Origin of the sequence: Arthrobacter arnarulunnguaqae, assembly GCF_051262515.1 — a bacterium.
Classification (GTDB): Bacteria; Actinomycetota; Actinomycetes; order Actinomycetales; family Micrococcaceae; genus Arthrobacter_N.
The window spans coordinates 158,181-184,392 of the sequence record NZ_JBIMER010000004.1; the positions used below are offsets into that span (position 1 = coordinate 158,181).

27 protein-coding genes are annotated in these 26,212 nt (G+C 66.0%); 13 read left to right on the top strand and 14 right to left on the bottom strand.

What is annotated here, in order from left to right; genetic code table 11:
• Window positions 1-88: 88 nt before the first annotated feature.
• Genes ACHAAJ_RS06105 through ACHAAJ_RS06120 form a run of 4 tightly spaced genes read left to right on the top strand, consistent with a single transcriptional unit; the run spans window position 89 to window position 5,378 of the window.
• Window positions 89-2,008, top strand: a complete 1,920-nt coding sequence (locus ACHAAJ_RS06105; RefSeq protein WP_435727107.1) for a primary-amine oxidase — start codon at window positions 89-91, stop codon at window positions 2,006-2,008.
• Window positions 1,996-2,400: a hypothetical protein gene (locus ACHAAJ_RS06110; RefSeq protein WP_435727108.1), complete on the top strand. Its 405-nt coding sequence runs from the start codon at window positions 1,996-1,998 to the stop codon at window positions 2,398-2,400. Before ACHAAJ_RS06105 ends, ACHAAJ_RS06110 begins: the two co-directional genes overlap by 13 nt.
• Before the next feature lie 40 nt (window positions 2,401-2,440).
• Window positions 2,441-3,871: an aldehyde dehydrogenase family protein gene (locus ACHAAJ_RS06115; protein WP_435727109.1), complete on the top strand. Its 1,431-nt coding sequence runs from the start codon at window positions 2,441-2,443 to the stop codon at window positions 3,869-3,871.
• Between the two features lie 28 nt (window positions 3,872-3,899).
• The gene (locus tag ACHAAJ_RS06120) at window positions 3,900-5,378 is read left to right on the top strand and encodes an APC family permease (RefSeq protein WP_435727110.1); all 1,479 of its coding nucleotides are present in this window, start codon (window positions 3,900-3,902) and stop codon (window positions 5,376-5,378) included.
• A 284-nt stretch (window positions 5,379-5,662) separates the two neighbouring features.
• Here the strand turns inward: ACHAAJ_RS06120 and ACHAAJ_RS06125 are convergent, their stop codons facing one another.
• Together ACHAAJ_RS06125 and ACHAAJ_RS06130 are read right to left on the bottom strand one after the other, a co-directional pair.
• Entirely contained in the window at window positions 5,663-5,965 is a 303-nt protein-coding gene (locus ACHAAJ_RS06125; RefSeq protein ID WP_435727111.1) for a DUF4193 domain-containing protein, read from the bottom strand.
• A gap of 111 nt (window positions 5,966-6,076) precedes the next feature.
• A complete protein-coding gene (locus tag ACHAAJ_RS06130) occupies window positions 6,077-6,199 on the bottom strand; it encodes a hypothetical protein (protein ID WP_435727112.1) in 123 nt (40 codons plus the stop codon).
• A gap of 256 nt (window positions 6,200-6,455) precedes the next feature.
• On the opposite strand from ACHAAJ_RS06130, the gene ACHAAJ_RS06135 reads away from it, so the two are divergent.
• Genes ACHAAJ_RS06135 through ACHAAJ_RS06150 form a run of 4 tightly spaced genes read left to right on the top strand, consistent with a single transcriptional unit; the run spans window position 6,456 to window position 8,098 of the window.
• Complete coding sequence (locus ACHAAJ_RS06135; protein WP_435727113.1) at window positions 6,456-6,836, top strand: hypothetical protein; 381 nt, start codon at window positions 6,456-6,458, stop codon at window positions 6,834-6,836.
• 49 nt (window positions 6,837-6,885) lie between these two features.
• Entirely contained in the window at window positions 6,886-7,089 is a 204-nt protein-coding gene (locus tag ACHAAJ_RS06140) for a hypothetical protein (protein ID WP_435727114.1), read from the top strand.
• The gene (locus tag ACHAAJ_RS06145) at window positions 7,077-7,415 is read left to right on the top strand and encodes a hypothetical protein (RefSeq protein ID WP_435727115.1); all 339 of its coding nucleotides are present in this window, start codon (window positions 7,077-7,079) and stop codon (window positions 7,413-7,415) included. The genes ACHAAJ_RS06140 and ACHAAJ_RS06145 overlap by 13 nt, the downstream gene beginning before the upstream one ends.
• On the top strand, window positions 7,412-8,098 hold the full coding sequence (locus ACHAAJ_RS06150) for a class I SAM-dependent methyltransferase (RefSeq protein WP_435727116.1): 687 nt from the start codon (window positions 7,412-7,414) through the stop codon (window positions 8,096-8,098). Before ACHAAJ_RS06145 ends, ACHAAJ_RS06150 begins: the two co-directional genes overlap by 4 nt.
• Here ACHAAJ_RS06150 and ACHAAJ_RS06155 read toward each other — a convergent pair.
• Together ACHAAJ_RS06155 and ACHAAJ_RS06160 are read right to left on the bottom strand one after the other, a co-directional pair.
• On the bottom strand, window positions 8,078-8,419 hold the full coding sequence (locus tag ACHAAJ_RS06155) for a polysaccharide deacetylase family protein (RefSeq protein ID WP_435727117.1): 342 nt from the start codon (window positions 8,417-8,419) through the stop codon (window positions 8,078-8,080). The two genes, ACHAAJ_RS06150 and ACHAAJ_RS06155, sit on opposite strands and share 21 nt — an antisense overlap.
• A 462-nt stretch (window positions 8,420-8,881) precedes the next feature.
• A complete protein-coding gene (locus ACHAAJ_RS06160) occupies window positions 8,882-9,364 on the bottom strand; it encodes a hypothetical protein (RefSeq protein ID WP_435727118.1) in 483 nt (160 codons plus the stop codon).
• 468 nt (window positions 9,365-9,832) lie between these two features.
• On the opposite strand from ACHAAJ_RS06160, the gene ACHAAJ_RS06165 reads away from it, so the two are divergent.
• A complete protein-coding gene (locus tag ACHAAJ_RS06165; RefSeq protein WP_435727119.1) occupies window positions 9,833-11,050 on the top strand; it encodes a phospholipase D-like domain-containing protein in 1,218 nt (405 codons plus the stop codon).
• 13 nt (window positions 11,051-11,063) lie between these two features.
• On the opposite strand, the gene ACHAAJ_RS06170 is transcribed toward ACHAAJ_RS06165, so the two are convergent.
• A complete protein-coding gene (locus tag ACHAAJ_RS06170; RefSeq protein WP_435727120.1) occupies window positions 11,064-11,282 on the bottom strand; it encodes a helix-turn-helix domain-containing protein in 219 nt (72 codons plus the stop codon).
• Window positions 11,283-11,480: 198 nt separating this feature from the next.
• On the opposite strand from ACHAAJ_RS06170, the gene ACHAAJ_RS06175 reads away from it, so the two are divergent.
• The 3 genes from ACHAAJ_RS06175 to ACHAAJ_RS06185 are packed head-to-tail and all read left to right on the top strand — an operon-like array spanning window position 11,481 to window position 13,519.
• Complete coding sequence (locus ACHAAJ_RS06175) at window positions 11,481-12,173, top strand: MSMEG_4193 family putative phosphomutase (protein WP_435727121.1); 693 nt, start codon at window positions 11,481-11,483, stop codon at window positions 12,171-12,173.
• Between the two features lie 24 nt (window positions 12,174-12,197).
• Window positions 12,198-12,752: a DUF3090 domain-containing protein gene (locus tag ACHAAJ_RS06180; RefSeq protein WP_435727122.1), complete on the top strand. Its 555-nt coding sequence runs from the start codon at window positions 12,198-12,200 to the stop codon at window positions 12,750-12,752.
• Window positions 12,752-13,519, top strand: a complete 768-nt coding sequence (locus tag ACHAAJ_RS06185; protein WP_435727123.1) for an SCO1664 family protein — start codon at window positions 12,752-12,754, stop codon at window positions 13,517-13,519. The genes ACHAAJ_RS06180 and ACHAAJ_RS06185 overlap by 1 nt, the downstream gene beginning before the upstream one ends.
• Window positions 13,520-14,054: 535 nt before the next feature.
• Here the strand turns inward: ACHAAJ_RS06185 and ACHAAJ_RS06190 are convergent.
• The 9 genes from ACHAAJ_RS06190 to ACHAAJ_RS06230 all read right to left on the bottom strand — a co-directional run bounded on the left by ACHAAJ_RS06190 (window position 14,055) and on the right by ACHAAJ_RS06230 (window position 24,293).
• A complete protein-coding gene (locus tag ACHAAJ_RS06190; RefSeq protein ID WP_435727124.1) occupies window positions 14,055-15,560 on the bottom strand; it encodes a glycoside hydrolase family 32 protein in 1,506 nt (501 codons plus the stop codon).
• A gap of 86 nt (window positions 15,561-15,646) precedes the next feature.
• Window positions 15,647-16,570, bottom strand: coding sequence for a PfkB family carbohydrate kinase (locus ACHAAJ_RS06195; RefSeq protein ID WP_435727125.1), 924 nt, complete (start codon window positions 16,568-16,570; stop codon window positions 15,647-15,649).
• A 76-nt stretch (window positions 16,571-16,646) separates the two neighbouring features.
• A complete protein-coding gene (locus ACHAAJ_RS06200; RefSeq protein ID WP_435727126.1) occupies window positions 16,647-17,474 on the bottom strand; it encodes an ABC transporter ATP-binding protein in 828 nt (275 codons plus the stop codon).
• Between the two features lie 119 nt (window positions 17,475-17,593).
• Window positions 17,594-18,628: an ABC transporter ATP-binding protein gene (locus ACHAAJ_RS06205; RefSeq protein ID WP_435727127.1), complete on the bottom strand. Its 1,035-nt coding sequence runs from the start codon at window positions 18,626-18,628 to the stop codon at window positions 17,594-17,596.
• 3 nt (window positions 18,629-18,631) lie between these two features.
• Window positions 18,632-19,570 carry an ABC transporter permease gene (locus ACHAAJ_RS06210; protein ID WP_435727128.1) on the bottom strand — a complete coding sequence of 313 codons (939 nt, stop codon included), beginning with the start codon at window positions 19,568-19,570 and terminating at the stop codon, window positions 18,632-18,634.
• Between the two features lie 13 nt (window positions 19,571-19,583).
• Complete coding sequence (locus ACHAAJ_RS06215) at window positions 19,584-20,561, bottom strand: ABC transporter permease (protein WP_435727129.1); 978 nt, start codon at window positions 20,559-20,561, stop codon at window positions 19,584-19,586.
• A 137-nt stretch (window positions 20,562-20,698) separates the two neighbouring features.
• A complete protein-coding gene (locus tag ACHAAJ_RS06220; RefSeq protein WP_435727130.1) occupies window positions 20,699-22,372 on the bottom strand; it encodes an ABC transporter substrate-binding protein in 1,674 nt (557 codons plus the stop codon).
• Between the two features lie 35 nt (window positions 22,373-22,407).
• Entirely contained in the window at window positions 22,408-23,454 is a 1,047-nt protein-coding gene (locus tag ACHAAJ_RS06225) for a LacI family DNA-binding transcriptional regulator (RefSeq protein ID WP_435727131.1), read from the bottom strand.
• A 518-nt stretch (window positions 23,455-23,972) separates the two neighbouring features.
• A complete protein-coding gene (locus ACHAAJ_RS06230; protein ID WP_435727132.1) occupies window positions 23,973-24,293 on the bottom strand; it encodes an ATP-binding protein in 321 nt (106 codons plus the stop codon).
• 91 nt (window positions 24,294-24,384) lie between these two features.
• On the opposite strand from ACHAAJ_RS06230, the gene ACHAAJ_RS06235 reads away from it, so the two are divergent.
• Complete coding sequence (locus ACHAAJ_RS06235) at window positions 24,385-25,983, top strand: IS1182 family transposase (protein ID WP_435727133.1); 1,599 nt, start codon at window positions 24,385-24,387, stop codon at window positions 25,981-25,983.
• Window positions 25,984-26,212 lie beyond the last annotated feature (229 nt).

Here is a 26,212-nt window from a genome sequence, read left to right on the forward strand (position 1 = left end):
CACTCCGACTTATTCTCTACGTAGAGAGAATAATAAAGTGGTCCGCATCACACGGCACCCGCTCCGCCCCCTCCCCCGGAAGGTCAACATGTCCCCCCACGACACCCTGCCCGTCAGCGCCTCCTCGAGGCACGTGTTGTCCACCCCGGACGAGGTCTCCCTGGTCCGCGAGACCCTCGCCGCGGCCGGTCACTTCGGCGAGACGACGCGCGTCGCCTATTTCGGTCTCGTCGATCCGCCTCGCGGAGCCAACGTGCCCGCGGCCGAGCGCCTGTTCCGAGCGTTCCTGATGGACACCGCCGGGGGACGGCCGAAGGACGTCGTGGTGTCGACCGCCCGGGCCGAAGTGGTCAGCGTGGTCGAATTGGACACCTCGGTGACGGGCGAACTGCCCGTCGTGGACGAGGAGTACGGTCTGGTCGAGGAGATCCTGTCCACCGATACCGCGTGGCTCGCGGCCCTTGAGAAGCGCGGTCTCGACGTGGCCAAGGTGCGCGTCGCCCCGCTTTCCGCGGGCGTCTTCGAATACCCGGAGGAGAAGGGACGGCGGATCCTGCGCGGGCTCGCGTTCCTCCAGGAACACCCCGAGGATTCCGCATGGGCCCATCCGATCGACGGGCTCGTCGCCTACGTCGACGTCGCGGCGCGGAGCGTGGACCAGGTGCTCGACTTCGGCGTCGTTCCCGTGCCCGCCGAACACGGAAACTACACGGACCCCGAACTCACCGGCCCCATGCGCACCACGCAGAAGCCGATCAGTATCACCCAGCCGGAAGGGCCGTCCTTCACTGTGGCGGACGGCAACCACGTGTTGTGGGAGAAGTGGAGCCTGGACATCGGCTTCGACATGCGCGAGGGCCTGGTGCTGCACAACATCGGGTTCGAGGACGGCGGCCGGACGCGTCCGATCCTGAATCGCGCCTCCATCGCCGAGATGGTCGTCCCCTACGGCGACCCCTCGCCGGTCCGCAGTTGGCAAAACTACTTCGACACCGGCGAGTACATGCTGGGCCAGTTCGCGAACTCGCTCGAACTCGGGTGCGACTGCCTCGGCGAGATCCACTACCTCTCCCCCACCATCACGGACGCCTTCGGGAATCCGCGGACCATCGCCAACGGCATCTGCATGCACGAGGAGGACTGGTCCATCCTCGCCAAGCACTCGGACCTGTGGAGCGGCGTGAACTACACGCGCCGCAACCGCCGCCTGGTCATCTCCTTCTTCACCACCATCGGCAACTACGACTACGGGTTCTACTGGTACCTCTACCTGGACGGAACGATCGAGTTCGAGGCCAAGGCCACCGGCGTCGTCTTCACCAGCGCACAGCCCTCGAAGGACTACCCGTACTCCTCGGAGATGGCCCCCGGGCTCGGGGCTCCGTTCCACCAGCACCTCTTCGGCGCCCGTCTCGACTTCGCCCTCGACGGCGGACCGAACCGCGTCGTGGAGGAGGAGGCGGTGCGCGTTCCGATGTCCGCCGAGAACCCGCGGGGCAACGCCTTCACCCGCAAGCGGACCGTGCTGACCAGCGAATCCCAGGCAGGCCGGGACGCTGACATGGCCGCCGGCCGGACGTGGGTGGTGCAGAACGCCGACTCGCTCAACCGCCTCGGCGAGCCGGTCGGATACAGGCTCCACCCGGAGGGCCAACCCACCCTGCTGGCCGACCCGCAGTCCTCGGTCGCCCGGCGCGCCGCCTTCACCACCAAGACGCTGTGGGTCACCCGCTACGACGAAAGCGAAAGGTACCCCACCGGGGACTTCGTGAACCAGCACCCCGGCGGCGCGGGACTGCCCGAATGGATCAAGGCGGACCGCAACATCGACGGCGAGGACCTGGTGGTCTGGCACACCTTCGGACTGACCCACTTCCCGCGGGTCGAGGACTGGCCGATCATGCCGGTCGACACCGCCGGGTTCAGGCTGCGGCCCGAGGGCTTCTTCGACCGCTCGCCCGTCCTGGACGTGCCCGCGCCGGCGTCGGGCAAGAAGTGCCACCGGTAGGAGCGGCGGCGGCCGGGGCGCTCGGCGCCCATGCCTGGCTGCTGGCCGCGCACGACCACGGCGTCGCCTTGAACCTGGTCCTGATCCCCATGCTCCTGGTCTGCGCGTGGTGCGCCGTCCACACCTGGCGGCACACATCCCGCCGCGGGCTCGCGCTGCTGCAGGCCATGTCCCTGGCCATGGCGATCGGGCATGTCGTCCTGGCCCTCGGCGTCCCGGGCATCACCGCCGCCACGCCCCACGCGGGCCACGGCGCGCCCGGGACACTCACGGCGGCCGCCGCCCCGGCTGCCATGGGCATGCTCGGCGTCGCGGGCCTCGAACTCCTCGTTGCCGGATACGCCGGATACGCGAAGCGCCCACTGGCACGCCGGATTCCCGCTTCGCTCTGAACTTCTTTCCACCCACCACGAACACCCAGGAGAACACGCCATGACGACCCCATCCGATACCCAGACCGCCACCTGCGAAAACCTGCTCGCGTCCATCCAGCCGGACACCGGCGGGCGGGAGATCAAGGACCCCGCCACCGGCGAGGTGGTCGGCCGCGCCCCCGAGCACACGGTCGCGGACCTCGAAGCCGCGATCTCCGCGGCCGCCGCCGCGCAACCGGCATGGGCAGCACTCGGCCACGCCGAGCGCAGCGCGCACCTGAACCGGGCCGCCGACGCCGTCGAGGCCTCCTCCGGGGCCCTTGCCGAGCTGCTCTCCCGCGAACAGGGCAAACCGCTGAACGGGCCCAACGCGCGCTTCGAGGTCGGCGCCTGCGCCGCCTGGCTGCGCGCCACCGCGTCGTTCGAGATCGAACCGGAGGTCCTGGTCGACGACGACGGCGGCCGCGCCGAACTCCACTACCGCCCGCGCGGCGTCGTCGGCGCCATCGGCCCCTGGAACTGGCCCATGATGATCAGCATCTGGCAGCTCGCCCCGGCCCTGCGCATGGGCAACACCGTGGTCCTCAAGCCCTCCGGGAACACACCCCTGTCCGTCCTGGCCCTGGTGCGCGTACTCAACACGGCCCTGCCCGCCGACGTCCTCCACGTCGTCTCCGGCCGCCGCGACGTCGGCGCCGTCCTCGCCTCCCACCCGGACATCGCCAAGATCATGTTCACCGGCTCCACCGCGGCCGGACAGGACATCATCCGCTCCTCCGCCGGCACCGTGAAGCGCCTGACCCTCGAGCTCGGCGGCAACGACGCTGGCATCGTCCTGCCCGACGCCGACCCGGCCGCGATCGCCCAGGACCTCTTCTGGGGCGCGTTCATCAACACCGGCCAGACCTGCGCCGCGCTCAAGCGCCTCTACGTCCACGAGGAGATCTACGACGACGTCGTCGCCGCCCTGACCGACGTCGCCAAGGCCATGCCCATGGGTGTCGGACTCGACGAGAACAACGTCCTCGGGCCCCTGCAGAACCGGGCGCAGTACGACGTCGTCGCGAACCTCGTCCAAGCCGCCAAGGACGCCGGCGCCCGCATCGTCCTTGGCGGGAACCCCGTCCGGGACCAGCCCGGCTACTTCTACCCGACCACCCTCGTCGCGGACATCGAAGACGACAACCCGCTGGTCACCCAGGAGCAGTTCGGCCCCGCCTTGCCGATCGTGAAGTACTCCACCGTCGACGAGGCCGTCGCGATGGCCAACGGGCTAGACGTCGGCCTCGGCGCCTCCGTCTGGTCCTCCGACACCGACGCCGCCCGCGCGGTCGCCGCCCGCATCGAGGCCGGAAGCGTGTGGATCAACAAGCACGGCACCGTCGACCCCCGCGTCCCCTTCGGCGGCGCCAAGGCCTCCGGCTACGGACTCGAGTTCGGCGTCGAGGGACTCAAGCACCTCGGACAACCCCAAATCATCAGCTACTAGGTCCGCCGTTTAACCCCAAGGAGTAGTCATGGCCCTACAGTCCCCACACCAAGCCCCCACGACTCAGGCGGGCCTCGGGCGACGCCGCCTCGGCGTTCCGGCCCTGGTCTTCATGATCATCGCCGCATCCGCGCCGCTGACCGTCGTGGCGGGAGGGGTGACCAGCAACTACGCCGTCAGCGGGTTGCTCGGCATCCCGCTGTCGTTCGTGGTGCTCGGCGCGGTGCTGCTGGTGTTCGCCGTCGGGTACACCGCGATGAGCCGCCACGTTCACAACGCCGGCGCCTTCTACGCCTACATCTCGCGCGGGCTCGGCAAGCCCGCCGGCATCGGTTCGGCCTGGATCGCGCTCGTCTCCTACAACGCCATGCAGGTGGGGATCTACGGCCTGTTCGGATTCGCGCTTTCCTCCTTCGTGGGGGGCCTCTCCGGAATCGACGTGCCGTGGTGGGCCTCTGCCCTGGTCGGCTGGGTCGTCGTGGCCCTGCTGGGGGTCAACAAGGTGGATCTCTCCGCGAAGGTCCTGGGCGTGTTGGTGGCCCTGGAGTTCGCCGTTGTGGTGGTCTACGACGTCCTGGCCGTGGGCGCCGCTCCGGAGGGCGTCACGGCAGCCTCGCTGTCGCCGGGAAACCTCTTCACCGCCGGCGTCGGGGCGGCCCTGGCCTTCAGCATCGCCGCGTTCATGGGATTCGAATCCGGCGCCATCTACAACGAGGAGGTCAAGGACCCGCGGGTGACGGCCCGCCGGGCGACCCTGATCGCCGTGTCCGTGATCGCTGGCTTCTACGCGCTGTCCGCGTGGGCCGTGGCGGTCGGTGAGGGCGACTCCGCCGTCGTGGACCGCTCCCGCGAGTTCGGTCCGGACCTGATGTTCGTGTTCCTGGCCGAGCGCGGGCCCGCGTGGCTGGTGGACGTCTCCGCCCTGCTGTTCATCACCAGCCTGCTCGCGGCGCTCATCGCCTTCCACAACGTGGTGGCCCGGTACCTCTTCTCGCTGGGCCGCGAAGGGGTGTTGCCTCCGATCCTGGCGCGCACGAATCCACGCACGCAGGCTCCGGCCGCCGGCTCGCTCGCGCAGTCCGCGGTGGCTCTGGTGGTCTTGGTGCTGTTTGCCTGGGCGGGCGCCGGCCACGAATACGGTCCGCTGTTCCCGGTGCTGACCATGTTCACCTGGCTGACCAACACCGGCGCCTTCGGCCTGGTGCTCCTGATGGCGCTGACCTCGTTCGCCGTCGTCGGCTACTTCCGGCGTCAGCCGCACGGGTTGGGCGCGTGGACGCGCATCGTCGCGCCGGTGGTGGCCGGCGTGGCGCTGACGGCGCTTTTCGGCGCCATCGTCGCCAACTTCGACGTCCTGATCGGGCTCGAAGGGGCCAGCGTGCTGTCGTGGCTGTTGCCGGCAGCGGTCGTGGTGCCAGGCGTCGCAGCCTTCGCGTGGGCCTTCCGGCTACGGACAGCGAATCCGGCCGTCTACGCGCGCGTGGGGCGGGGCGGGGAGGCGGGCTGATGGCTACGAACCGGTCCCCAACCGGATCGTAGCCATCCTCCCCCTATGCACTTCCCCCAGTGCGAACGGCCTGCGGCCTTCCCCTCGTCTGCGAGCCGTGCGGACAGTTTCTCCGGTAAGCGAGCGATCCACAAGAGCAGAAGTGGATTTCGTGTCAAATTGGGGCTGGTGGGACCAATGGTCACATGGGACGAAAAAGGCGTGGCCACCCCCGCGGCCACGCGCTAGCTCCAACGACACCCTCGGTGCCCGTCGCGCCCCGGCTCGCGCCGGGGCCGGCTTTCTTAGCCCTCGCAGTCCTTGCAGAACTTGATGCCCTTGGACTCGCGGGCGACCTGCGACCGGTGCCGCACCAGGAAGCACGAGCCACAGGTGAACTCGTCCTCGCCTTGGGGCACGACGGTGACGTTCAGCTCCTCGTCGGAGAGGTCCGCGTCCGGAAGGGTGACGCCGTCGATGTTTTCGGACTCGTCCAGCTCGGCCGAGACGTTCCGCGCATCCGGGGCGCCCATGGTCTGGACAGTCTTCAGCGTGGCGTCCGACGCCTCGGCAACATCCGGGCGCATCTCGTCGTAGTCCTGGGCCATGCGGCTCCTCCAATTCATGTTTCGGTCGGTGGCTAGGGTACACCCCGAAACTGCTTTGGCAAGCATCCGCCCGAAACTTGTCCTCCTCGGGTGTCGCGGCCCGGGGGCGCCTCACATGAACAGCGCTATGGACCCCGACAGCACCGCCAGCAGTCCGACCACCAGCACCAGCCCCACAGCCACCGTCAGAACCCCCATGACAGCCAGCCACGCCACCGTTCTCATTTCGCCCATGCCTTCATTCGTCCCGTCGTGATCACGTGACCACGCCTTCCACTCAAGCCCAGACAACGGCATGACGCGGGCCGAAACCACCGTCGTTACACAGTCGGAATGCATTCGTGCCGAACCGGTTACCTTGGCTGAGACGACCACCGTATGAAAGGCCTCAACGGGTGCGGCGAGTGGTCTTTGCCCGCAAGTGCAGCCGTGAGATCCAGTACGCCGAGCACCAGCCGCAAGGTGCCGTTGAGCACGTAGAGCCCCCCTCGTGCACCTCCGGGTCGGGCTCCTCCAGCGGCTCCTCCGCATGCAGCACGTGTTTGTACGCCTGGATCCCACCCGGCCGGCGCGTCAACGGCAGATCGGTGCCACGGTGCCCTTCGATGGGGCGGAGATGCACGCGCGGGTCGCCGGTGGTCGGCGCTCCCACCAACTCGTCGAGGGGACCCGGCGCGCCTTCGCCAGCGGCAACAGCAACTCGAGGTCCGGTACAACGTCGAACGCTGCGGGGATCATCGTTCCCGGAACCGCCATAGGCACCGCAGGCGTCACCTATCCGCGCTACCGCTTCCGCACCACGTTCGACGGCGGAACGGTGGGGCAGGGAGGTGCTGCACTGCCCCTTCTGCCACGGATGGGAGGTCCGTGATCGGCGCATCGGGGTCCTCGGCACCGGCGCCATGTCCGTGTAACAGGCGTTGCTCTTCAGGCAGTGGAGCGGAAGCATCACGCTCTTCCTCAACGACACGGTGGAGCCCACCGCGCAGGAGTGGGAGCACTTGGCGGCGCGGGGCGTCATCGTCGTCGACAGCGCGGTCGCCCGCGTCCTGAACGACGGCGTCGGCGGCGCCCTCAGCGAAGTGGAACTGGCCCGCGGACGGGTGTTGCGGTGGACTCCCTGACAGTCGAGCCGCGCTTCGTCGCCAACGCCGGGATCTTCGCGGGCTTGGGGCTGGACGTCGTCCAGCACCCGGCCGGGGTCGGCGAGCACCTTGCCGTGGACGAAATGGGAGCCGCCGCGGTGGACGGCGCGTGGGCCGCGGGCAACGTGGCAAACCTGATGCTGCAGGTTCTGCCGGCGGCGGCGTCCGGCTCGACCGCCGCGATGGCCATCAACAACGACCTGATGGCCGAGGAGCTGCAACGGGACCTGATGGCGTACCGAAGCGCATCCACTATCGCGACGGACCGTGAAGCGGGCACTATGGGAGCGGAGGTTTCCCGATGAAGACACACCACCAGCACCACGACCATGGTCCGCGCGAGTTCGACGAGACGTTTTGGAACGCCCGGTACGGCGAGAAGCAGCGGATTTGGAGCGGCAAACCGAATCCCCAGTTGGTCGCCGAGACCGAGGGCATTGCGCCGGGGACAGCGCTCGACGTCGGCTGCGGCGAGGGAGCCGACGCGCTGTGGCTGTCTTCCCGCGGCTGGCGGGTCACCGGCGTCGACATCTCGTCGGTCGCGCTGGACCGCGCCGCCGGTCACGAACGGGAATCCGGCGCCCCACACGACGGCGGCGAGCGCCACCCCGTGCGTTGGGAGCATCACGACTTGACCAGTTGGGATCCGCCGTCCGAGTCCTTCGACCTGGTCACCGCCCAGTACATGCACCTGCCCGCGGCCCAGCGCGACCCGCTGTTCCGTGCCCTGGCGCGGGCGGTGGCACCGGGCGGCACACTGTTGGTCGTGGGGCACCACCCGTCGGACATGCAGACCGCGGCGTCGCGTCCCGACCGCCCGGACCTTTACTACAACGCGGCCGACGTGGCCGCCCTGCTCGACGACACGTGGTTGCACGAGGTCCTCGAATCCCGCCCGCGCGAAGGCAGCGGACCTGAAGGCGCTAAGCTCGCCGTGGCCGACGCGGTCTACCGCGGTCGGCGCCGCCTAGCTCGTCCGCACGGGTGAAAAGGCGTCGCCCAGGGTCGTGAAGTCGTATCCCATGTCCAGCAGTGCGGGCACCACGGCCGCGAGTCCCGCGGCCGTGCCCGATTCGGGGTGGTTTGCGTGCGCAAGGATGATGTCGCCCGTACGGGACTTGGCGGTCTCCGATGCGACCAGCGCCGCGGGGTAGGTCGCCCCGGCGTCGGCATTGACGCTGAAGCCAGCCGGCGTCAGGCCAAGCGCGAAGCAAATCTCCGCCGCGACGGCGTCCAGGAATGCCGTGCCGGGACGGAAGAACCGGGGACGTTGTCCGGATATCTCCGCGAGCAGAGCGTCGTTGGACATGACTTCCTCGTTTCGGGCCACCGCAAAAATCCAGCGTCAAGGCGATTCCGAAGTCCGGATCAGGGAGCAACAGGGGAACCTTCGGCGCCTCGAGGCCCCAATAGGTAGGTGTGCGTCCGGCGAAGGCGGCGGTGATCTCGTCCCGCGAGGGCCGTGGCCGGACCGAAGGTCCGGGACTGGGGGTTGGCGGCGAGCCGGGGGCAGGCTGGGAAGCGGACGGTGCGGGGATGCGTCGGGGACGGGTGTGGGCCGTGGCTGTCCGGCGACTTCAGTTGCGGGACGGCATCCGGCCAGCACCAACGCCGCAGCGGACAGCAGGACCACACGACGCGCCGGCCCCCGACCGTAGGCACTTCTGACGATGGAATTCCCCAGTTTTTTTCGTGGCGGCCCGACGCACCCGCGCAAAAGCCAAGGGAGACCGTTTCCCACGGACCAACATACAGCGCCCCGCGTTGTCCCCTAGATCCGTGCCGCCGAGTTGGCGGGGCTATCCTCGGGATTCCAGCCTCTTTCGGCCGTTTCCTCCTCAGGTGTCCGCGGCTTGGCATCGGGCGTCCGGGCGTAGCGCCATGCAGCTGCCCCAACGGAAACCAGGATGGCGGCCACCGCCGCGATCATCCACGCGCGGTGGGATCCGGACCGGGCCGGTTCGGCAGGCAGCACGACGGGCGCGGCCTTCGGCGCGACGCGGTGCAGCCCCTCGTGGATGCGGGGGGTCACGCTCTCCACTCCACCGGCGAGCTCGTCGGCGAGCCGACGCACCACTGCCTGGATCCGGGGGGACGCGGATTCGACGCCGGCGTCCAGACCCAGCACGGCCCGTTGCAGGGCGGCTTCAACACCGGGGGTAGCCCATTCCCTCCCCTTGGCTAGCCGGACCGCGAGATTCTCCGAAAGCTGACGGGTCCTGGCGTTTTGGACCAATGGCTCTACCGTGCGCATGAATGCCTCCTCGTTGCTTGGAACCATCCACAGCGTACGGCTGGACGTCGTCCGAATACAGGCCAAGCCGAACGGGATTTCCATACCCCATTTCGCCGTGGGCGACCTATGCTTCGAAGCCGACACCCTGGTGAAAGGCTCACATCGTGTTTCTGTTCTTCGGCATGCGTTCGGTCCACCGGACGTCCGTCGTCGGACCGGCAACCTGCCGCGTCTGCGGTCGGCAAGCGCTTCAAGAGCTCACGAAGCACGGCACGCGACTAACGGTGTTCTTCATACCGGTTTGGACTTTCGGCCGCCGGTACCGCGTCCGCCTAGACGAGCACCGGGTGGGTGTCCGCGCCAGTCGCCTACAGCTCGGGGCACGCGTGGTCCGTCGCCGTCGGATGTGGCTCCCGAGGCCACACTGGCACCATCCACGGATAGGCTCTGGTCATGCCCCATGTGAAACCGACGCCCATTGTTGCCATGGCACGAAAATCGGCCGGAAGACTGTTCCTTGCGTTCCTTGCCGTCCAGACCGCCGTTGCCGGCACGCTGGTTCTCATCGACGCGGTGAAACACCGCAACAGGGCCCACCGCCCGGGCTTCCCGCATCCGGGTGTATTCGATGCGCGCGTCGCCGATTCGGACGTCACGGTCTACACCTACGGCGAGGACCTCTACCGCGACATGCTCGCCGCGATCCACGGCGCCAAGCGAAGCATCTTCCTGGAAACCTTCATCTGGAAGGACGACGCGACCGGACGGCGCTTCAAGGAAGCCCTGGCCGATGCTGCCGAACGCGGCATCGAGGTTTACGTCGTCTACGACGGTTTCGCCAACCTCGTTGTTCCCCGATCCTTCTACCGGTTCCACCCCGGCATCCACGTCTACCGGTTTCCGGTGTTGCGGCCGTCCAGGCTGTTCACCCCGCTGCGCAGCGCGGGACTGGACCACCGGAAGATACTCGTCGTGGACGACGAGACCGGCTTCGTCGGCGGCTACAACATCGGCGACCTCTACGCCACCGAATGGCGCGACACCCATGTCCGCATCACCGGCCCCTCCGTCTGGGACCTGCGCCAAGCGTTCGTCGGCGTGTGGAACACCGTCACCGCCGACCCGGGGATCCCCCACCTCCCACCGCAGGCGTGGGATCCCCACATCCGCGCGGTCAACAACATCCCATCCCATCTGGTGTACCCGATCCGGGGCGTGTATCTGGACGCGATCAACCGCGCCCAGCACCACATCTACATCACCACCGCGTATTTCATCCCGGACCAACAGATCCTGCAGGCCCTGCTCTCGGCCAGCAAACGAGGCGTGGACGTCAGGATCATCCTCCCGGAGGACTCCAACCACGTGCTCTCCGACTGGCTCTCGCGCGGTTTCTACACCAGCATGCTGCGCGCGGGCGTCACCGTCCTGCTCTACCGAAACGCGATGATCCACGCAAAGACCGCAACCATCGACGGGCATTGGTCCACCGTCGGCACCGCGAACATCGACCGGTTGAGCCTGACCGGCAACTACGAAACAAACCTGGAGATCCACGACGAGGCCCTTGCCGCGGACATGGAGAGGATTTTCGGCGTCGACAGCGCCAACTGCAGGGAACTCACCTTGGATGACTGGAGCGAACGGCATTTCGCCGCGCCGATCAGCGAAACCATCCTCATTCCCCTGCGCCCGTTCCTTTAGGCGACCGGCGGGCCTACCCGTGTCGTTTGAAGGGGGCCGCGGCGTGGCGGTCGGCGATCAGATACTCCTCGACGGCCTTTTCCGGGACCCGGTAGGAGCGTCCAAACCTCACCGCGGGCAGCTCCCCCGAATGCACCAGCCGGTACACGGTCATCTTCGACACCCTCATCGCGACCGCCACCTCGGCGACCGTCAGGTAATGGGCGTTTTCAAAATTCCCCAGCTCAACCATTTCCATCCCCCATCACGTCGTCCGCTGTCCCCACAACGGTTCTCCGGCACCCCAGATGGTCCGGGGCTCCATTGACCACAAGGAAATCACGCGCACCTTGGGGTTTGGTGGGAACGACGTCGACGCGCTCCGGTCTCTCGGGCAACAAGTGCCCGGTACGGTTCACGCCGCCGTCAAACGGGTGGCTAGGCTGGGTGGATGGCGACAGTTCTTCTCGTGCGGCACGGCCGCACCACAGCCAATGCCACTGGACTGCTCGCTGGCCGGGCCGCCGGCGTCGGCCTGGACCAGATCGGGCGCGACCAGGCGGCCCTGGCCGGGGACCGGCTGGCGGCCGTGCCCGTAGTCGGGGTGGTGTCGAGCCCTCTTGAGCGTTGTCGGCAGACCGCCCAGCTCATCCTCGACCGCCAGGCCGGGACCCCGTACGCGCCGGTCGATCTCGATCTCACCGAGTGCGATTACGGCCAATGGCAAGGCCGCACGCTCAGTGATCTCGCGACCGAGGATTTGTGGACGGTGGTGCAGTCGCAACCCTCCGCCGTCGTCTTCCCGGGCGGTGAATCCATGGCCGCGATGCAGGCTCGCTCCGTGGCCGCGATTCGACGCCACGATGCGGCCTTCGAAGCCGAACACGGGCCGGGGGCCGTGTGGGTGGCGGTGAGCCACGGTGACATCATCAAGTCAATCCTCGCCGACGCGCTCGGCATGCACCTTGACCTGTTCCAGCGTCTTAGCGTGGGCCCCGCCTCCGTATCGATCGTGCGCTACGGCGCTAGCCGGCCGAGCGTCCATGCGACCAACACCGACGCGGGGGATCTGTCGTGGCTGGCGAACGGCATCCAATCCGGCGATGCGCCGGTGGGCGGCGGCGCGGGGAACAAGGCGCCCTGAACCCCATGTGCCTAAAATACTGACATGCCTACACGTGTTCACGAGTTTGACTGGCCTGATCGGGTCGTCGTCGGCACCATCGGCCTTCCGGGGGCGCGCACGTTCTACCTGCAGGTGCGCGCACGGAAGCACATCGTGAGTATCGCCCTGGAGAAGCAGCAGTCGGCTCTGCTCGCGGAGAAAATCGACGAGATTCTCGACCAGCTCATTGCCGTCCACGGCAACCCCTTCAGGGTTCCCGCAAATACTCCCATCGAACTTGTCGACAACGACCAGCTCGAGGCCGTTCAGGAGCAGTTTCGTACCGGTTCCATGAGTTTGGGCTGGGACCCGACGACGGCGCAGGTCGTGATAGAGGCCTACCCCATCACCGATGTCGATGCCGACGACAACGACGAATCCCTTGATCAGGACGGCGCCGACGATCCTGAAATGCTGCTAGTGCGAATGCCGGTCGGTACCGCCCGCGCATTCGCCAAGCGCACCCGTGAGGTCGTGGGCGCCGGGCGTCCGCTGTGTCCGGTTTGCGGTTACCCCATAGACGCCGACGGGCACGTGTGCAACCTTCCCGAGATGTGATGCCAACACCGGATCTGGCGGCCGCAGAGCTGACGCTCACCGGCCGCATCACGACGGCTTCAAACGCTACATTCCTAGGTAGCATCGGCGACGTGGTGGTTGTCTATAAGCCGATAGCAGGCGAAAGTCCACTGCGGGATTTTCCCCACGGCACCCTGGCTTACCGGGAGGTTGCCGCCTATCTGGTCTCGAAGGTCTTCGGCTGGAACGTGGTGCCGCACACTTGGTTGCGCGATGGTCCGATGGGCGAAGGAATGGTGCAGCTTTGGCAAGACCAAGACCCCGCCCAAAGCGCCGTGGATCTGGTCGCGACGGACCACGTGCCGGAGACGGGCTGGAAACGCGTCCTCGAGGGACGCGATGCGAGCGGACGGATGGTCGCCCTCGTCCACGAGGACTCGTCAGCGCTCAGACGCATGGCGGTGTTCGACGTGCTCGTCAACAACGCCGACCGCAAAGGCGACCACATTCTCGCCATGCCGGACGGACACCGGCACGGCGTGGACCATGGGCTGACCTTTCACCATCACCACAAGCTGCGCACGGTGCTGTGGGGGTGGCTGGGAGAAACTCTGACCACCGAGGAGCGCGACGGCATCGAGCGTGTCAGCGAAGGACTGCACGGTGAGCTGGGCCGAAACCTGGCCGACTTGCTCAGCGCCGAGGAAATCGCCTCCCTCGCCGCGCGCTGCGCCGGACTTCGCCTGGCAGGGCGGTTTCCGGCTCCGAGCGGTGAGATGTCGGCCGTACCCTGGCCGCTGTTTTAAAGGAATTACGACTACGGGCTTCGCAGGCCGTGCCACGTTAAGGGCATGGATCCTTGGGTAGACGGAGCACGGAAAAACGAAGGCCCGAGATGCGCGGTATCACGCGGGTCTCGGGCCTTCTTTCGGAGCCCCCTGCCGGATTCGAACCGGCGACCCCCACACGTTTCCGTTCCCCCAAGGAATTATCAGCACCAATGCGACTCCGTGGGTTAGAACGCGATGAAGGCACATATGGAAAGCCTCAGAGTCCCGCAACACTGGTCGACGGAAGTGGCGGATTGGTGGGATCTAGCATCATTGCTCTGTTAGCGGTGGTGCCGTGCCTTCCCCGGTGAAAGAGCCGGCCACGGTGACGAGGACGCCCGCAAGCACGGCAGCATTGCCCAGAAAATGCCCCGTACGCCGAGTGATCCGCCGTTGCGGGGATCCGGTCCTTATTTAACTACGAGCCGGTCATGCATTGAGTCGCGATATTTGAGCGGTCCTTGGAGGCTGCTCAGCATCGACAGCCTGGCCAAGGGTGGGCGGATCCTGCCTACGCCAGTTGAGTGACTCTTAGGTTCTCCAGTGTTGCGGCGCCTCCGTGCGCGTACATCGTGAGCTCGTTGCTTGCCTTGTCCGGAAAAATCAGGTCGGTAAGCACCAGCTCGCCGTGCTGCGCAAAGACCTCGACAGAGCAGTGGTCGACGTAGACCTTCAGGATGTATCGACCGCCGATGGCGTTGATGGGGGCGGTGTCGACGGAAGCGAACCCCGTGTGGAAGCCCGTGTTGCCGGAGGCCGTCCGGTCGAGGATGAGTCGGCCCTCCGCGGGGTTGATGCCGATGCGGGTTCCTTCCGTGTCGCTCCCGCGAACGATGAGTCCGAATTCTTCGGCCGTGCCTGCCGTGAACTCCGCTTCGATAACCTGCACCGTTCCCGCGGCGGCAGGCATCTGGCGTGTTTCTTCGGCCAGGTGGATGCGGCCGCACTGGACTACCGGTGCCCCGTCGCGGCCTATGGATTCCTCTACGACGGCTTGACGTAGTGTGGGGCGGCCCCCCGTGGTGGACAGCGAGAGCTCCCTGGCCAGGGACATTGGGCTTCGCCAGGGCGAGGTGGGGATCTCGTTGGCATAGTCCCAGTTGTTCATCCAACCGATCATGATCCGCCGACCGTTTGGGGCGTCGCTGAATGAAACGGCGGCGTAATAGTCCCGGCCCCAGTCCAGCCATTGATATTCGTGGAGGCAGTCGGATTCCTGCCCGCCGTTGGTGATGGTGGAGTCGGAGTTGAACTCGACGCCGTCGAAGTCTCCCGTGAAGTACTGTCCGGCCGAACCGCCATTCGGGCCGCCGGGGTTCAGATTCACTGTCAGCACCCATTTGAGCTCTTCCGGATTGCCGTCGACCGGCAGGGCAAACAGGTCGGGACATTCCCAGATACCGCCGGTGGCGTTGGCGGGGCCGAAATCGCTGAGGTGTTCCCAGGTTTTTAGGTCATCGGACTTGTAGAGGACCACTTTATAGTCTTTGGCTTCGACGGCAGCCAACACCCAGTAGGAGCCGGCTCGGCCGTCGTAGCGGAAGACCTTGGGGTCGCGGAAGTCTGCCGAATTGCGGCTGAGCACCGGATTGCCTGCGTACTTCTTCCAGGTGAACCCGCCGTCCAGGCTGTAGGCCAGAGACTGCGCTTGGGTGCCGTGCAGCGGCGATGCATCCTTGTAAGCACTGGTGTAGACAGCGACCAGTGGGGGGGCCGCCTTGGTGCCGAGACCGCTGCTGTTCTGGCTGTCGAACACGATGCTGCCGGAAAAGATGTCTTCCTGCTCGTCGCAGGCAATCGCGACAGGCTGTTCGGTCCAGTCGGCGAGGTTTCTTGACGTCGCGTGGCCCCAGGACATGTTTCCCCAGGTGTTTCCGAAGGGATTGTTTTGATAGTAGAGGTGGTACAGACCCTGATGGTAGATCAGCCCGTTGGGATCGTTGAGCCACGTGTTTCGAGCCGTGTAGTGCAGGGCGGGCCGGAAGGCTTCCGGGTGGGTGGTGGTCACGGCCGTCATGTGGGGGGTGCTCGTTTCGGGATGGGGGTTCGTGGATCTTGAGGTGGCGTCGGGTCGGCCGCGGCGATGGAGCCGGGAGGTGGTGCTCAGCTGGCCAGGTGGGCACGCACTTCGGCCGAGGATGGCAGGTCCGCTCCTGGGCGGGCCACGGTGATGGCGGCTGCCATGGATGCCGTGTGGGCGATCTGGTGGAGAAGTGGTGCAGGCAGCCCCTCGCCCTCTCTGTTCAGGAGTCCCAGGATGAGGGCGGCCGTGTAGGAATCGCCTGCGCCGATGGTGTCAGCGACACCATATTCCACGGCCGGGACGCTGGCGTCCGTGTCGGCGGTCAGTAGGAATGAACCGTTGGAGCCGCAGGTGACGACGGCCAGATCCGTGCCGAGTCCGAGGATGTGTCGGGCCACCTCTTCCGTGGAACTGCGCGGATACAACCACGCGGCGTCCTCGTCACTGAGCTTCACAACGTCCGTGAGCGGGACGAGATCTTCGAAGATGGTTCTGGCTTCGTGGTGGCTACCGAGCAGTTCGGGCCGGATGTTCGGATCGTAGGTGACGGTGCTGACGCCTGCGCAGTGCTGCAGGACCGCCTTTACACCAGCGGCACCCGGGGCCAGGAAACTGGCAATCGACCCGGTGTGCAGGAGCTTGGGAGGGTGTGCCGGGGCAAACGGGGCCAGTTGCCAGACGACGTCGAAGGAATAGGTTGCGGACCCGTCGGGGGCCAGCGTTGCCGTGGCCGTCGAGGTGGCGGCGGCGTACCGAGAGCCCGGGAGTATCTGGACGCCCGCGCCGGTGAGGTGGCTGCTGATGGCAAGCCCCCGGTCGTCCGTGCCGATTGAGGTCAGGAACCCTGTCGCCACGCCTAGGCGGGCGAGCCCGTAGGCCACATTGGCGGGTGAGCCCCCCGGGCGCTCCGTGACGCCGTCCTCTGTGCGGACCACGTCGATGAGTGCTTCGCCGACAACGACCACGTCGGGTATGCCGGAGCGTGCGGCAGCGGGTTTCATCATGGGGTTCTTTCTCGAGTTCTTCGGCTGGCACCGGTTCCGTAGTGGGGGTGACCGGGATCGGGTTGGTGGTGTGACGTCAGGCGGCGGGTTCCGGCGCTTTCAGCGCCCAATGGGACGGGCTGAGTGTGACGCGTTCGCCCGTTCTCCGGCCGGCGATCCGCCCCGTGGCTTCCCTCTTCGGCGGGCGGACGCCCGGGGGCCTGTGGGCGTCGGGTACGGCGGAGAGCAACAACCGTGTGTAGGGGTGGTGGGGGGCGGCCATCAACTCGATGCTCTCGCCGCCCTCAACCAGGTCCCCGGCGCACATCACCATGGTTGTGTCCGCGATGTAGCGTGCGGATGCGAGGTCGTGGGTGATGTAGAGCATGGACACCCCCCGTTCGTCGCGCAGCTTGCGCATCAGATTGAGAATCCCGATGCGCACGGAGACGTCGAGCATGGAGGTGGGCTCGTCGGCCAGGATGATTTCCGGTTCCACGGCCAGTGCCCTGGCGATGGCCACGCGCTGCCGTTGTCCCCCGGACAGCTGGTGGGGGTACCGGTCCAGCATCTGCTCACCGAGACCTACTGTGGCCATCAGCTCACGCAGTTTGAGTTTGAGGGCCTTCGGGCCTTCGCCTTCTCCATGGAGCTGCAAGGGGCGTGCCAGGAAGTGCTCGATGCGGTGTGCCGGGTTGAGGGATCCGAAGGGGTCTTGGAAAACCATTTGGACCTTGCTTCGGTATTTCATCGACGCCCGGCGGCGTTCGGTGGCAAAGATGTCTTGTCCGTCGATGATGAGCTGCCCGCCCGTGGGCTGCTCGAGGCGGGCAAGAATGCGAGCGATGGTGCTTTTTCCGCTGCCGGATTCCCCGACAAGCGCCACAATCTCGCCGTGGTTGATGTCGAAGGAAACGTCGTTCACCGCACGCACGGTAGATCGGAAGGGAAAGCCCCCCAGATGGTAATCCTTGCTCAGGTTGCGTACCTGGACCAGGGGCGCCGCCTTCGTTTCGGGGCGGGATGGGGTGCTCTGCAAGGGGCTCATCGGCTTGTCCTTTCGCTGGGGGCGACGTGTTCGGGGACCAGCAGGCACGCCGCATCGTGGCGTGCGGCCACCTGAAGGAGCGGTGGCTCGATGCCGCGGCACGCGTCCACGGCGAGGGGGCACCGGGGATGGAAGCGGCACCCGGTGGGCGGGTGGGCCATATTCGGCGGGGCGTCCGGGATGCCGGTCAGCTCCACCCTCGGTCCGGTCAGCGGAGGGAACGCTCCCATGAGGGCGCTGGTGTAGGGGTGCAGCGGGTTGCCCAGCATGTTCTTGGAGGGCGCGACCTCGACGAGCTTGCCCGCGTACATCACGGCCATGCGGTGGGAGAGCTCGACCATGAGGGAGATGTCGTGCGTGATGAACAGAATGGAGAATCCCAGCTCCTGCTGGAGTTCCTTGATCTGGTGCATGATTTCCTGCTGCACGACCACGTCCAGGGCCGTGGTGGGTTCGTCCATGATGAGAAGTGAGGGTTTGAGCGCCAGCGCGATTGCGATGACGGCTCGTTGGCGCATTCCGCCGGAGAGCTGGTGCGGGTAGGACTTGAGGCGGTCGGGGCTGATGTCGACAAGTTTCAGCAGCTCCGCGGCGCGTTCCCGGGCGGCTTTCTTGGGCATCCGTTCATGCGTGGTGAAGACGTCGACGATCTGGTCTCCGATGGTCATGACGGGGTTAAGGGAGTTCATGGCGCTCTGGAAGACCATGGCCACGTCGCGCCAGCGGGTGCGTCTCAGTTCTTCCTCGCCCAGGGCCAGGAGATTTTTTCCGTTGAGCTCGATGGATCCGCCTGTGATGCTGGCCGGCACCTGCAGGAGCCGCATGACCGCGTTCGCGATGGTGGACTTGCCGCAGCCTGATTCGCCGGCGAGCCCGAACACTTCCCCCGCGCCGATATCGAAGCTGACGCCATCCACGGCGGTGACGTTTCCGCTCTCCGCCCTGTACTGAACCCTCAGGTCTCTTACGCTCAGCACGGGGGCGGCGGCACGGCCGGTGTATCCGCGGTTCCGTTCGGTCAAGGTCTCCACGGGTCAGCCTTTCTTTTCCGCGCGCAGGCGAGGGTTGGTGATTTCATCGACGGCGTAGTTGATCATGGCCAGGGCGAATGCGACGACGGCGATGGCAACGCCCGAGGGCAGGAGCACCCACCAGTCGCCGGTCATGAGGGCGCCGTCGTTGTTGGCCCAATAGAGGTTGGTTCCCCAGCTGACGGACCCCGTGTCTCCGAGCCCCAGGAACTCCAGGCTCGCTTGGGCTCCGATGCCGTAAATGACGCAGCCGAGCAGGGTGCTCATAACGATGGAGGCCATGTTGGGCAGGATTTCCCGGAACATGATGCGCCAGGCTTTCTCGCCGGTCACCACCGCCGCGGCGACGAAGTCCTTGCTGCGCAGCGACAGGGCCTGGGAGCGCAGCACGCGGGCGCTGCCCGCCCAGCCGGTGATGACCAGGACGACGACGACGGTGGTGGGGCCCGGCGGCAGGAACGCGGCGAGCACGACCAGGAGCGGAAGTCCGGGGATGAGGAGGAAGATGTTGGTCAGGAGCGAGAGTGCTTCGTCCGTGGACTTGCCGAAGTATGCGGAGGCGATGCCGATGAGGCAGCCGATGAAGGTCGCGGCCAGACCGACGATGAATCCGACCGTCAGCGAGCTCCGGGATCCCCACAGTGTAAGGGCGAGCACGTCCTGGCCTTTGGAGGTGGTTCCGAGCAGGTGGCTCGCGGATGGGGGCAGGGATGCCTCGGGACCGAAGTCGGAGGGGTTTCCCGGTGCCAGCACGGGCGCCAGCAGTGCCAGGAGTGCGAACACGGCCAGGACGGCCAGCCCGAAGAGGGCCTTCTTGTTTGTGAGGACGCCGTGGACGAACCCTCCGTGGACCAGGCGTCCGGAGACCGGAGGTTCCGGTACCTGAACGGTGGGGTTGCCCGCCGTCGTGCTCGCGGTGGGTGTTGAATCTGTGAGTGACATGGGGAACCCGTTTCTAGCTGACCCGGACCCGGGGGTCCAGCCGTACGTAGATGATGTCGACGAGGAAGTTGGCCGCCAGCACGGCGGCGGTGATCGTCAGGAAGATGCCTTGGGTCAGCGGGTAGTCCAGCGCCTGGACGGAGGTCAGGAGCTGGTAGCCGATGCCCGGGTACGCGAACACGGTCTCGGTCAGGAGAGCGCCGCCGACGACGAAGCCCAGCGACATGCCGAAGGACGTCACCGAGGGAAGCATTGCGTTGCGTGCCGCGTACTGGAACATGATCCGCGAGGGACGCAGTCCCTTGGCCCTGGCCATCGTGATGTAGTCCTCGGCGGTGGTGGCGATCATCGTGTTGCGCATCCCCAGCATCCAGCCTCCGACGGAGACCAACACAATGGTCAGGGCGGGGAGGATGAGGTGTGCGATGACGTCGCCGATGTATTCGAGGGAGAACGATGCGTTGAGCCCCGTGGAGAAGGCATGGCTCAGAGGCAGCCAGCCCAGGGTTATCCCGAAGAGGTAAAGGGCGGCCATGGCCAGCCAAAAGTAGGGGAACGATCCGATGAAAATCAACAACGGCGGAAAGACCGAGTCCAGAAACTTTCCGCGCCGCCACGCCGCCAGAATGCCGAGGAAATTTCCCAGGATGACGGCGATGATCAGGGACGTGCCGCCGAGCAGGAGGGTCCATCCGATTTGTGACCCGATCACCTCCGAAACGGGGGCGGGAAACCGGGACAGCGAGATGCCCATGTCGCCCTGGAGGATGTTGCCGATGTAGGTGAAATACTGCTCCCACATGGGCCTGTCGTCCAGGCCGAAGAGCCGGCGAAGCGCATCCACCTGGTCAGGGCGCATCTGGGTCTGGACTTGGGAGAACATCCTGCTGACAGGATCCCCGGGCATCAACCTCGGGAGGAAGAAGTTCAGGGTGATGCAAGCCCAGAATGCGAGGACGTAGAACCCTAGGCGGCGAAGGAGGAATACCATGATTCCGTTTCTTTCTTGATGGTTGCGCGTCCCGGGAGTGCTCCGGGACCGGCAGGTGGTGGCGGGGTGGGTGCTTTGTGCATGCCTCGGCTTGAGTGTCTGTTCGGGGCCGGCGGCCCCGAACAGACACCCGATGCCTACTGGGCCGGCTCGAGCGAGGTCAGCACCAGCACCGTGGTGGCGGAGCGGGCCGAAAGGGTTGCGTACGGGTTCTCGCTGCTGGGCCAGCCCGTGAATCGCTCATCGGTGTACGCGCCCCACACCGGGCCGGAAAACAGCGGGATAACCGGGGCAACTTCATCGAAGCGTGCCTGAAGCTCGCTGACGAGGGCCTTCTGCCCCGCCGGGTCTGCCGTTGCCACCAGCTCATCGAGCGTCGCGGTAGCTTCCGCGTCGCCGAATCGATGGTAGTTTTCGTTGGCCGTCTTGCCGACCGGCTTCACGACCGCCTCGGACATGACGCCCCGGTAGAACTCGACGGGCGTTGCGCCCGCGTTGCTCCAGACGATGCCGCTGTCGAAGGATCCGTCCGTGTAGCCGGAGACGACCTGGGACCAGTCCGGGGAGTTGACCTCAACCTTCACGCCAATTTTTTCCATGTTCTTGGAAATGATTTGGGCGACGGAGAGCCAGTCCGAGGAGGCCGATCCGACGGAGAACTTGAACTGGAACGGCTTGCCGTCCTTGAGTGTGCGGAGGCCGTCGGCGCCCTTTGCGTAGCCGGCGTCGTCGAGCATCTGGTTGGCCTTGTCCACGTCCAGCTTCGTCCACTCGCACTTGTCTACGATGCTCTGGTCGCGCCAGCTGCTGTAGGCGTCGCTGAGGCCGGTGCAGTCGGCTGGCTGGGTGTAACCGGACATGCCCAGGTCGGCGACCTGGTCCCGGTCCACGGCCATGCTGAGGGCCTTGCGGACAACGGGATCATTGAAAGGGGCCTTGGTGGTGTTCAGTTGCCAGTTGATCGTGCCTCCGGTGGTGGGGTACCAGAAGTTGCGGTGTTCCGGATCCTTGTCGACATAGGTTTTCTGGACGTTGGGGATGAACTGGTCGCTCCAGTCCACGTCGCCGTTCTGCAGAGCCAGGTTGGCCCCGGAGTTGCCGGCGAAGGCGAGCATCCTGATGCCGGCGAGCTGCTGCTTCTCCGGCTGCCAGTAGGTGGGATTCTTGTGCAGTTCGTACGACTGGGTCTGGAAACGGGAGACCTGCGTGTAGGGGCCGGTGCCGACCGGGGTGTCGTTGGTGGCCTTCGCCGGGTCCGCGATCTCGGACCAGACGTGCTTGGGCGCGATGACCTGCTGCCCGACTTCGAAGAGTCCGGGGGCGTAGGGCTTGTTGAAATCGAAGCGGACGGTGTGCGTGTTGACGGCGGAGACCTTGGCCAGATAGTCGAATCCGCCCAGGATCTCCTTCTGGAGCTTGAAGGTGTACACGACGTCGTCGGCGGTCAGGGGCTTCCCGTCCGACCACTTGACCCCGTCGCGGAGCGTGAACGTCACTCCCCTGCCGTCGTCGTCCGCCTTCCACGACGCGCCGAGCCACGGTACCGGCTCCCCCTTGACGGGGTTCACGATCAGAAGCGGCTCGAAGACCGACTGCTGCGTCATCGGCAGCGCGTTCGGGGAGAACGGGTTGAAATTACTGGTGAACGTTGCCGTGTCCTCCCGGGGGATGGTCAGGAGTTCGTTGGCGGCCGCGCCGTTTGCCGCACCTTCCGACGCGCTGGGTGCGGTGCAGCCGGAGAGGGCCAGCGCGCCAATCGCCAAGGTGGCCGCAACAACCGTCAGTGACCTGTTGGGGTGGATTTTGGGCATGAGGGAGCTCGTTTCGTTGGTGGAAGGGAAAGGGGTTAGCGGATGGTGGACGGGACAGGCAGACGCACGGATGTGCGCTCGACCAAAGGACATTCGACAACGCGTTGGAGCGGTTCCATGTTGCGGTCCGCCGCTAGTTGGGCCAGCAGCGCGACACCAGTGACTCCCATTTGCCGGAAGGGAAGCGCAACGGTCGTCAGGCTGGGCCGCAGGTAGTTGGCGATGATTTCCTGGTTGTCGAAGCCAACCACGGAGATGTCGTCCCCGATGCGAAGCCCGCGTTCTTTGATGGCGTCGTAGGCGCCCATGGCCATGCGGTCGGTGGCGCAGAAGATCGCAGTTGGTGGCTCTGCGCCGTCGAGGAGGGAGACTGCCGCACGGTAGCCCTGGTCCGCCTCGCCGTCCTCGTTGATGACCAGCCGCTCGTCCAGGCCGAGACCTGCCTGCTCCAGCGCACGGACGTAACCGGCCCGACGGCCGACGGCAGCCGGAATAACCGGGTCCAGATTGATCAGCCCAATCCGGTCGTGTCCGGCCGCGATGAGTCTCGCGGTGGCGGCATAGCCGCCCTGGGCCTCATCCGGAATGACGGAAGGGAAACCACCCGACTCGTCGAAGCAGTGAACCAGGACTGTCGGAACCTCGGCCGCAACAGATGGCAGCCTCACTCCCCGATGCCAGTTCGTCGCGTAGATCAGGCCTTCGACACGGTGCTCAAGCATCGTCTCGATGGCCCGCCGGTCAGTGTCACTGTTGCCGTCGGTATTGGCGATCAGCAGTGTCTTGCCTTCCCGCGCGGCCTGCTCCTCGGCGCCGCGTACGGTATCGGCGGCATATGGCGCCGTCACGATTTCAGTGATGAGCCCGTAGAGCTTGGTCTGTTTGGACGCCAAGGCACGTGCCCCGGCGTTTGGGCGGTAGCCCAACTCCGTCACGGCCTGGTGGACGCGGTCACGGGTTTCTTCTGGGATTCCGTTCCCGGTCCCTCCGTTCAGGACAAACGAAACGGTCGTGCGAGACACTCCCACGTGGTTCGCGACATCCTGCATCGTCACTTTGACCTGCCGAGAGTTCGTCATCATTGACCATCCGATGTCTACAAGGAGAAGGGGTAGTGGAGGAACAAACCTACTGATGCGCGTTACTAACGCGCGTTAGTAGGTGTGATATAGAACATATCCTCTGTCGGCGTGGCGTGTCAAGCAGTCAGTGCCCGCCACCCCGGCACCTCTCTGTGTTGATGAACGTGGCCGGCATCCGACGCATCAGGTCCGGCGAGGCCTGGGCGAACGTTGCGTGAGGCCATCAGGACCTGCCAAGAGCCCCGACGTCATCGGGGCCGGGAACCGAACCGCTGTGCGACGATGTCCGACTGCTCACGCCGGCGGGCGGAGCGCGTACCCATCGATACCCCTGCCCCACCCTCCAACAGGCCCCGATGCCCGCACCGTCCTCCAGGTTTGGCCGGCATCCACGCAGACTGGCGGTGGCGTCCCGGCGCGGGACCGGTTCGATGTGTGTTTCGTCAACTTTAAGCAGGGCGTTTCGGCGCTAAGAATCGGGCCACGTTGGCATGGTTTTGGTCCGTTTCGGCGGCTGGCTATTTCATGAGGGCGTTTTTGACACGGTAGGACTCACCGCAAAATTGCGGGAGTCGTCCGTGGTGCACGAGTCGGTCGATGACGGCGGCGACCATGTTGTCGTCGCCGAAGACCTTTCCCCAGCGGGAGAACTCCAAATTCGTGGTGATGATCAGGCGGCGTTTCTCGTACCCCTCGGAGATGACCTGGAAGAGCAGGCGGGCGCCTTCGGTGTCGATCGGGAGGTAGCCCAGTTCGTCGATGGCGATGAGCTGGTTCTTGGCCAGGGACGCGAGTTCCTTGTCCAGCCGGTCCTCGTCTTTGGCCCGTCGCAGCATCATGACTAGGAAACTGCTGAACAATTTTCCAGGTTTAAGGCGCGCCTCCGGCGTTTCGGGCCGTGGTCATTAAGAGGTCATTAAGGCTTGATGAATGCAAGGATTTGAGCAGGCCCAACGCGAGTTGTTGGATGTGCAGGCACTGGCCGGGGAGTTGTTGGCTCCGGGCAGTGCCTTCGCGTTTCTGGCCGAGCACCGGGAGCGGTTGTTTCCGGACTCGATGATGGAAGACCTGTTCCCGGTGCGCCGCGGCAGGCCTTCGATTCCGGCTTCGGTGATCGGCTCGGTCCTGGTCCTCCAGGTCTTGGAGGGCCTGTCTGACCGCGGGACCGCGGAGGCTTTGACCTTTGACCTGCGGTGGAAGGCGGCCTGCGGTTTCGGGCTCACCCAAGCCGCGTTCCATGCCTCCACGCTCACGTATTGGCGCAAGCGCCTGGCCGCCAGCGAACGTCCCCACCGGATCATGGAGGCCGTGTTCGAGGTCGTCACCGAAACCGGGTTCCTTGCCGGCAAGCGCCGGCGTGCCGTGGACTCGACCGTGCTCGATGACGCGGTGGCCAGGCAGGACACCGTCACGCAGCTCATTGCCGCGATCCGCCGCTTCGGCCGCGACGTCCCCGAGGCAGCTACCCTGTTGGCCGTCCATGCCACCAGGTACGACTATTCGAGGGTCGGGAAGCCGGACATTGCCTGGGACGACAGGGAAGCCAAGGAAGCCTTGGTGTCGGTGTTGGTCAACGACGCGCTCGCGTTGCTGGACGCTGTCGACCCCGAGTCCTTGGAAGCCAAGGCCAGTGAGTCCTTTGCGTTGCTGGCCCTGGTGGCCGGTCAGGACGTGGAACCGGCCGAAGGGTCCGACGGCACCGACGGGCGGTGGCGCATCGCCCGCAGGGTCGCCAAGGACCGGATCATTTCGGTGGTGGATCCCGAGGCCCGGCACGCGCACAAGTCCCGCTCGGCCTTGCGCGATGGATACAAGGCCCACATCGTGGGCGAACCGGAAACCGGGATCTATACCAGCGGGGCCGTGACGAAGGCCGGCGGTCCGGGCTCCGGAGATGCCGAGGCCGGAATCCAGTTGCTGGGCACCGACCCCTCCATCCCCACCACCGACACCGCGGCCGCGACCGGGGACGGGGACGGGGAACGGTTCCAGGTGCTCGGCGATTCGGCCTACGGCTCCGGGAACATGCTCGAGGCCCCGGAAACCGCCGGACATGAATCGGTGGTCAAGCCCAGGCCGCTGCGTCCGGCCGTCACCGGTGGGTACGTCTTGGATGACTTCGCCTACGACCCGGAAAAGCAGACCCTCACATGCCCCAACGCCGTGGTGCGCAAGATCAGCGCCAAGGGCAACGTGAACTTCGGCGCCGCTTGCAAGGGCTGCCCGCTGCGGCAGATGTGCACGAAGGCGAAGAAGGGCCGCAAGGTCGTCATCACCGAACACCACGGCAGGCAACGCGCCCACCGGGCCGCGGCCAAGGACACCGGGTTCCAACACGACTACCGGGCCTACCGGCCGTTGATTGAACGATCCATTGCCTGGCTGGTCGCCGGGGGCAACCGGCGCCTGAGATACCGGGGGACGGTCAAGAACAACGCCTGGTTGCAGACCCGTTTGGCGGGCCTGAACCTTCGGCGACTGCTGAAACTGGGTCTCACCCGCCAAGAAGGGGCGTGGATCCTGGCCTGAGACCCCGGCAGGGGTGGGATCCGGGACCGTAACCCGCCACGGAGCCCGGTAACCGCCCATGGATGGCACCGAAAACGATCCCCAACCCAAAACCGGTGATCGAAAAGCCGTGGGCCACCAAGGCTCCCAACGCCAAGGAAGACCGGCCCGGTACAAAAACACCCGAACCGGCCCTCCAAAAGACCACTAAATCAACAGCATCCTAGTCTGCACTGAGCGTAGGCGGGGT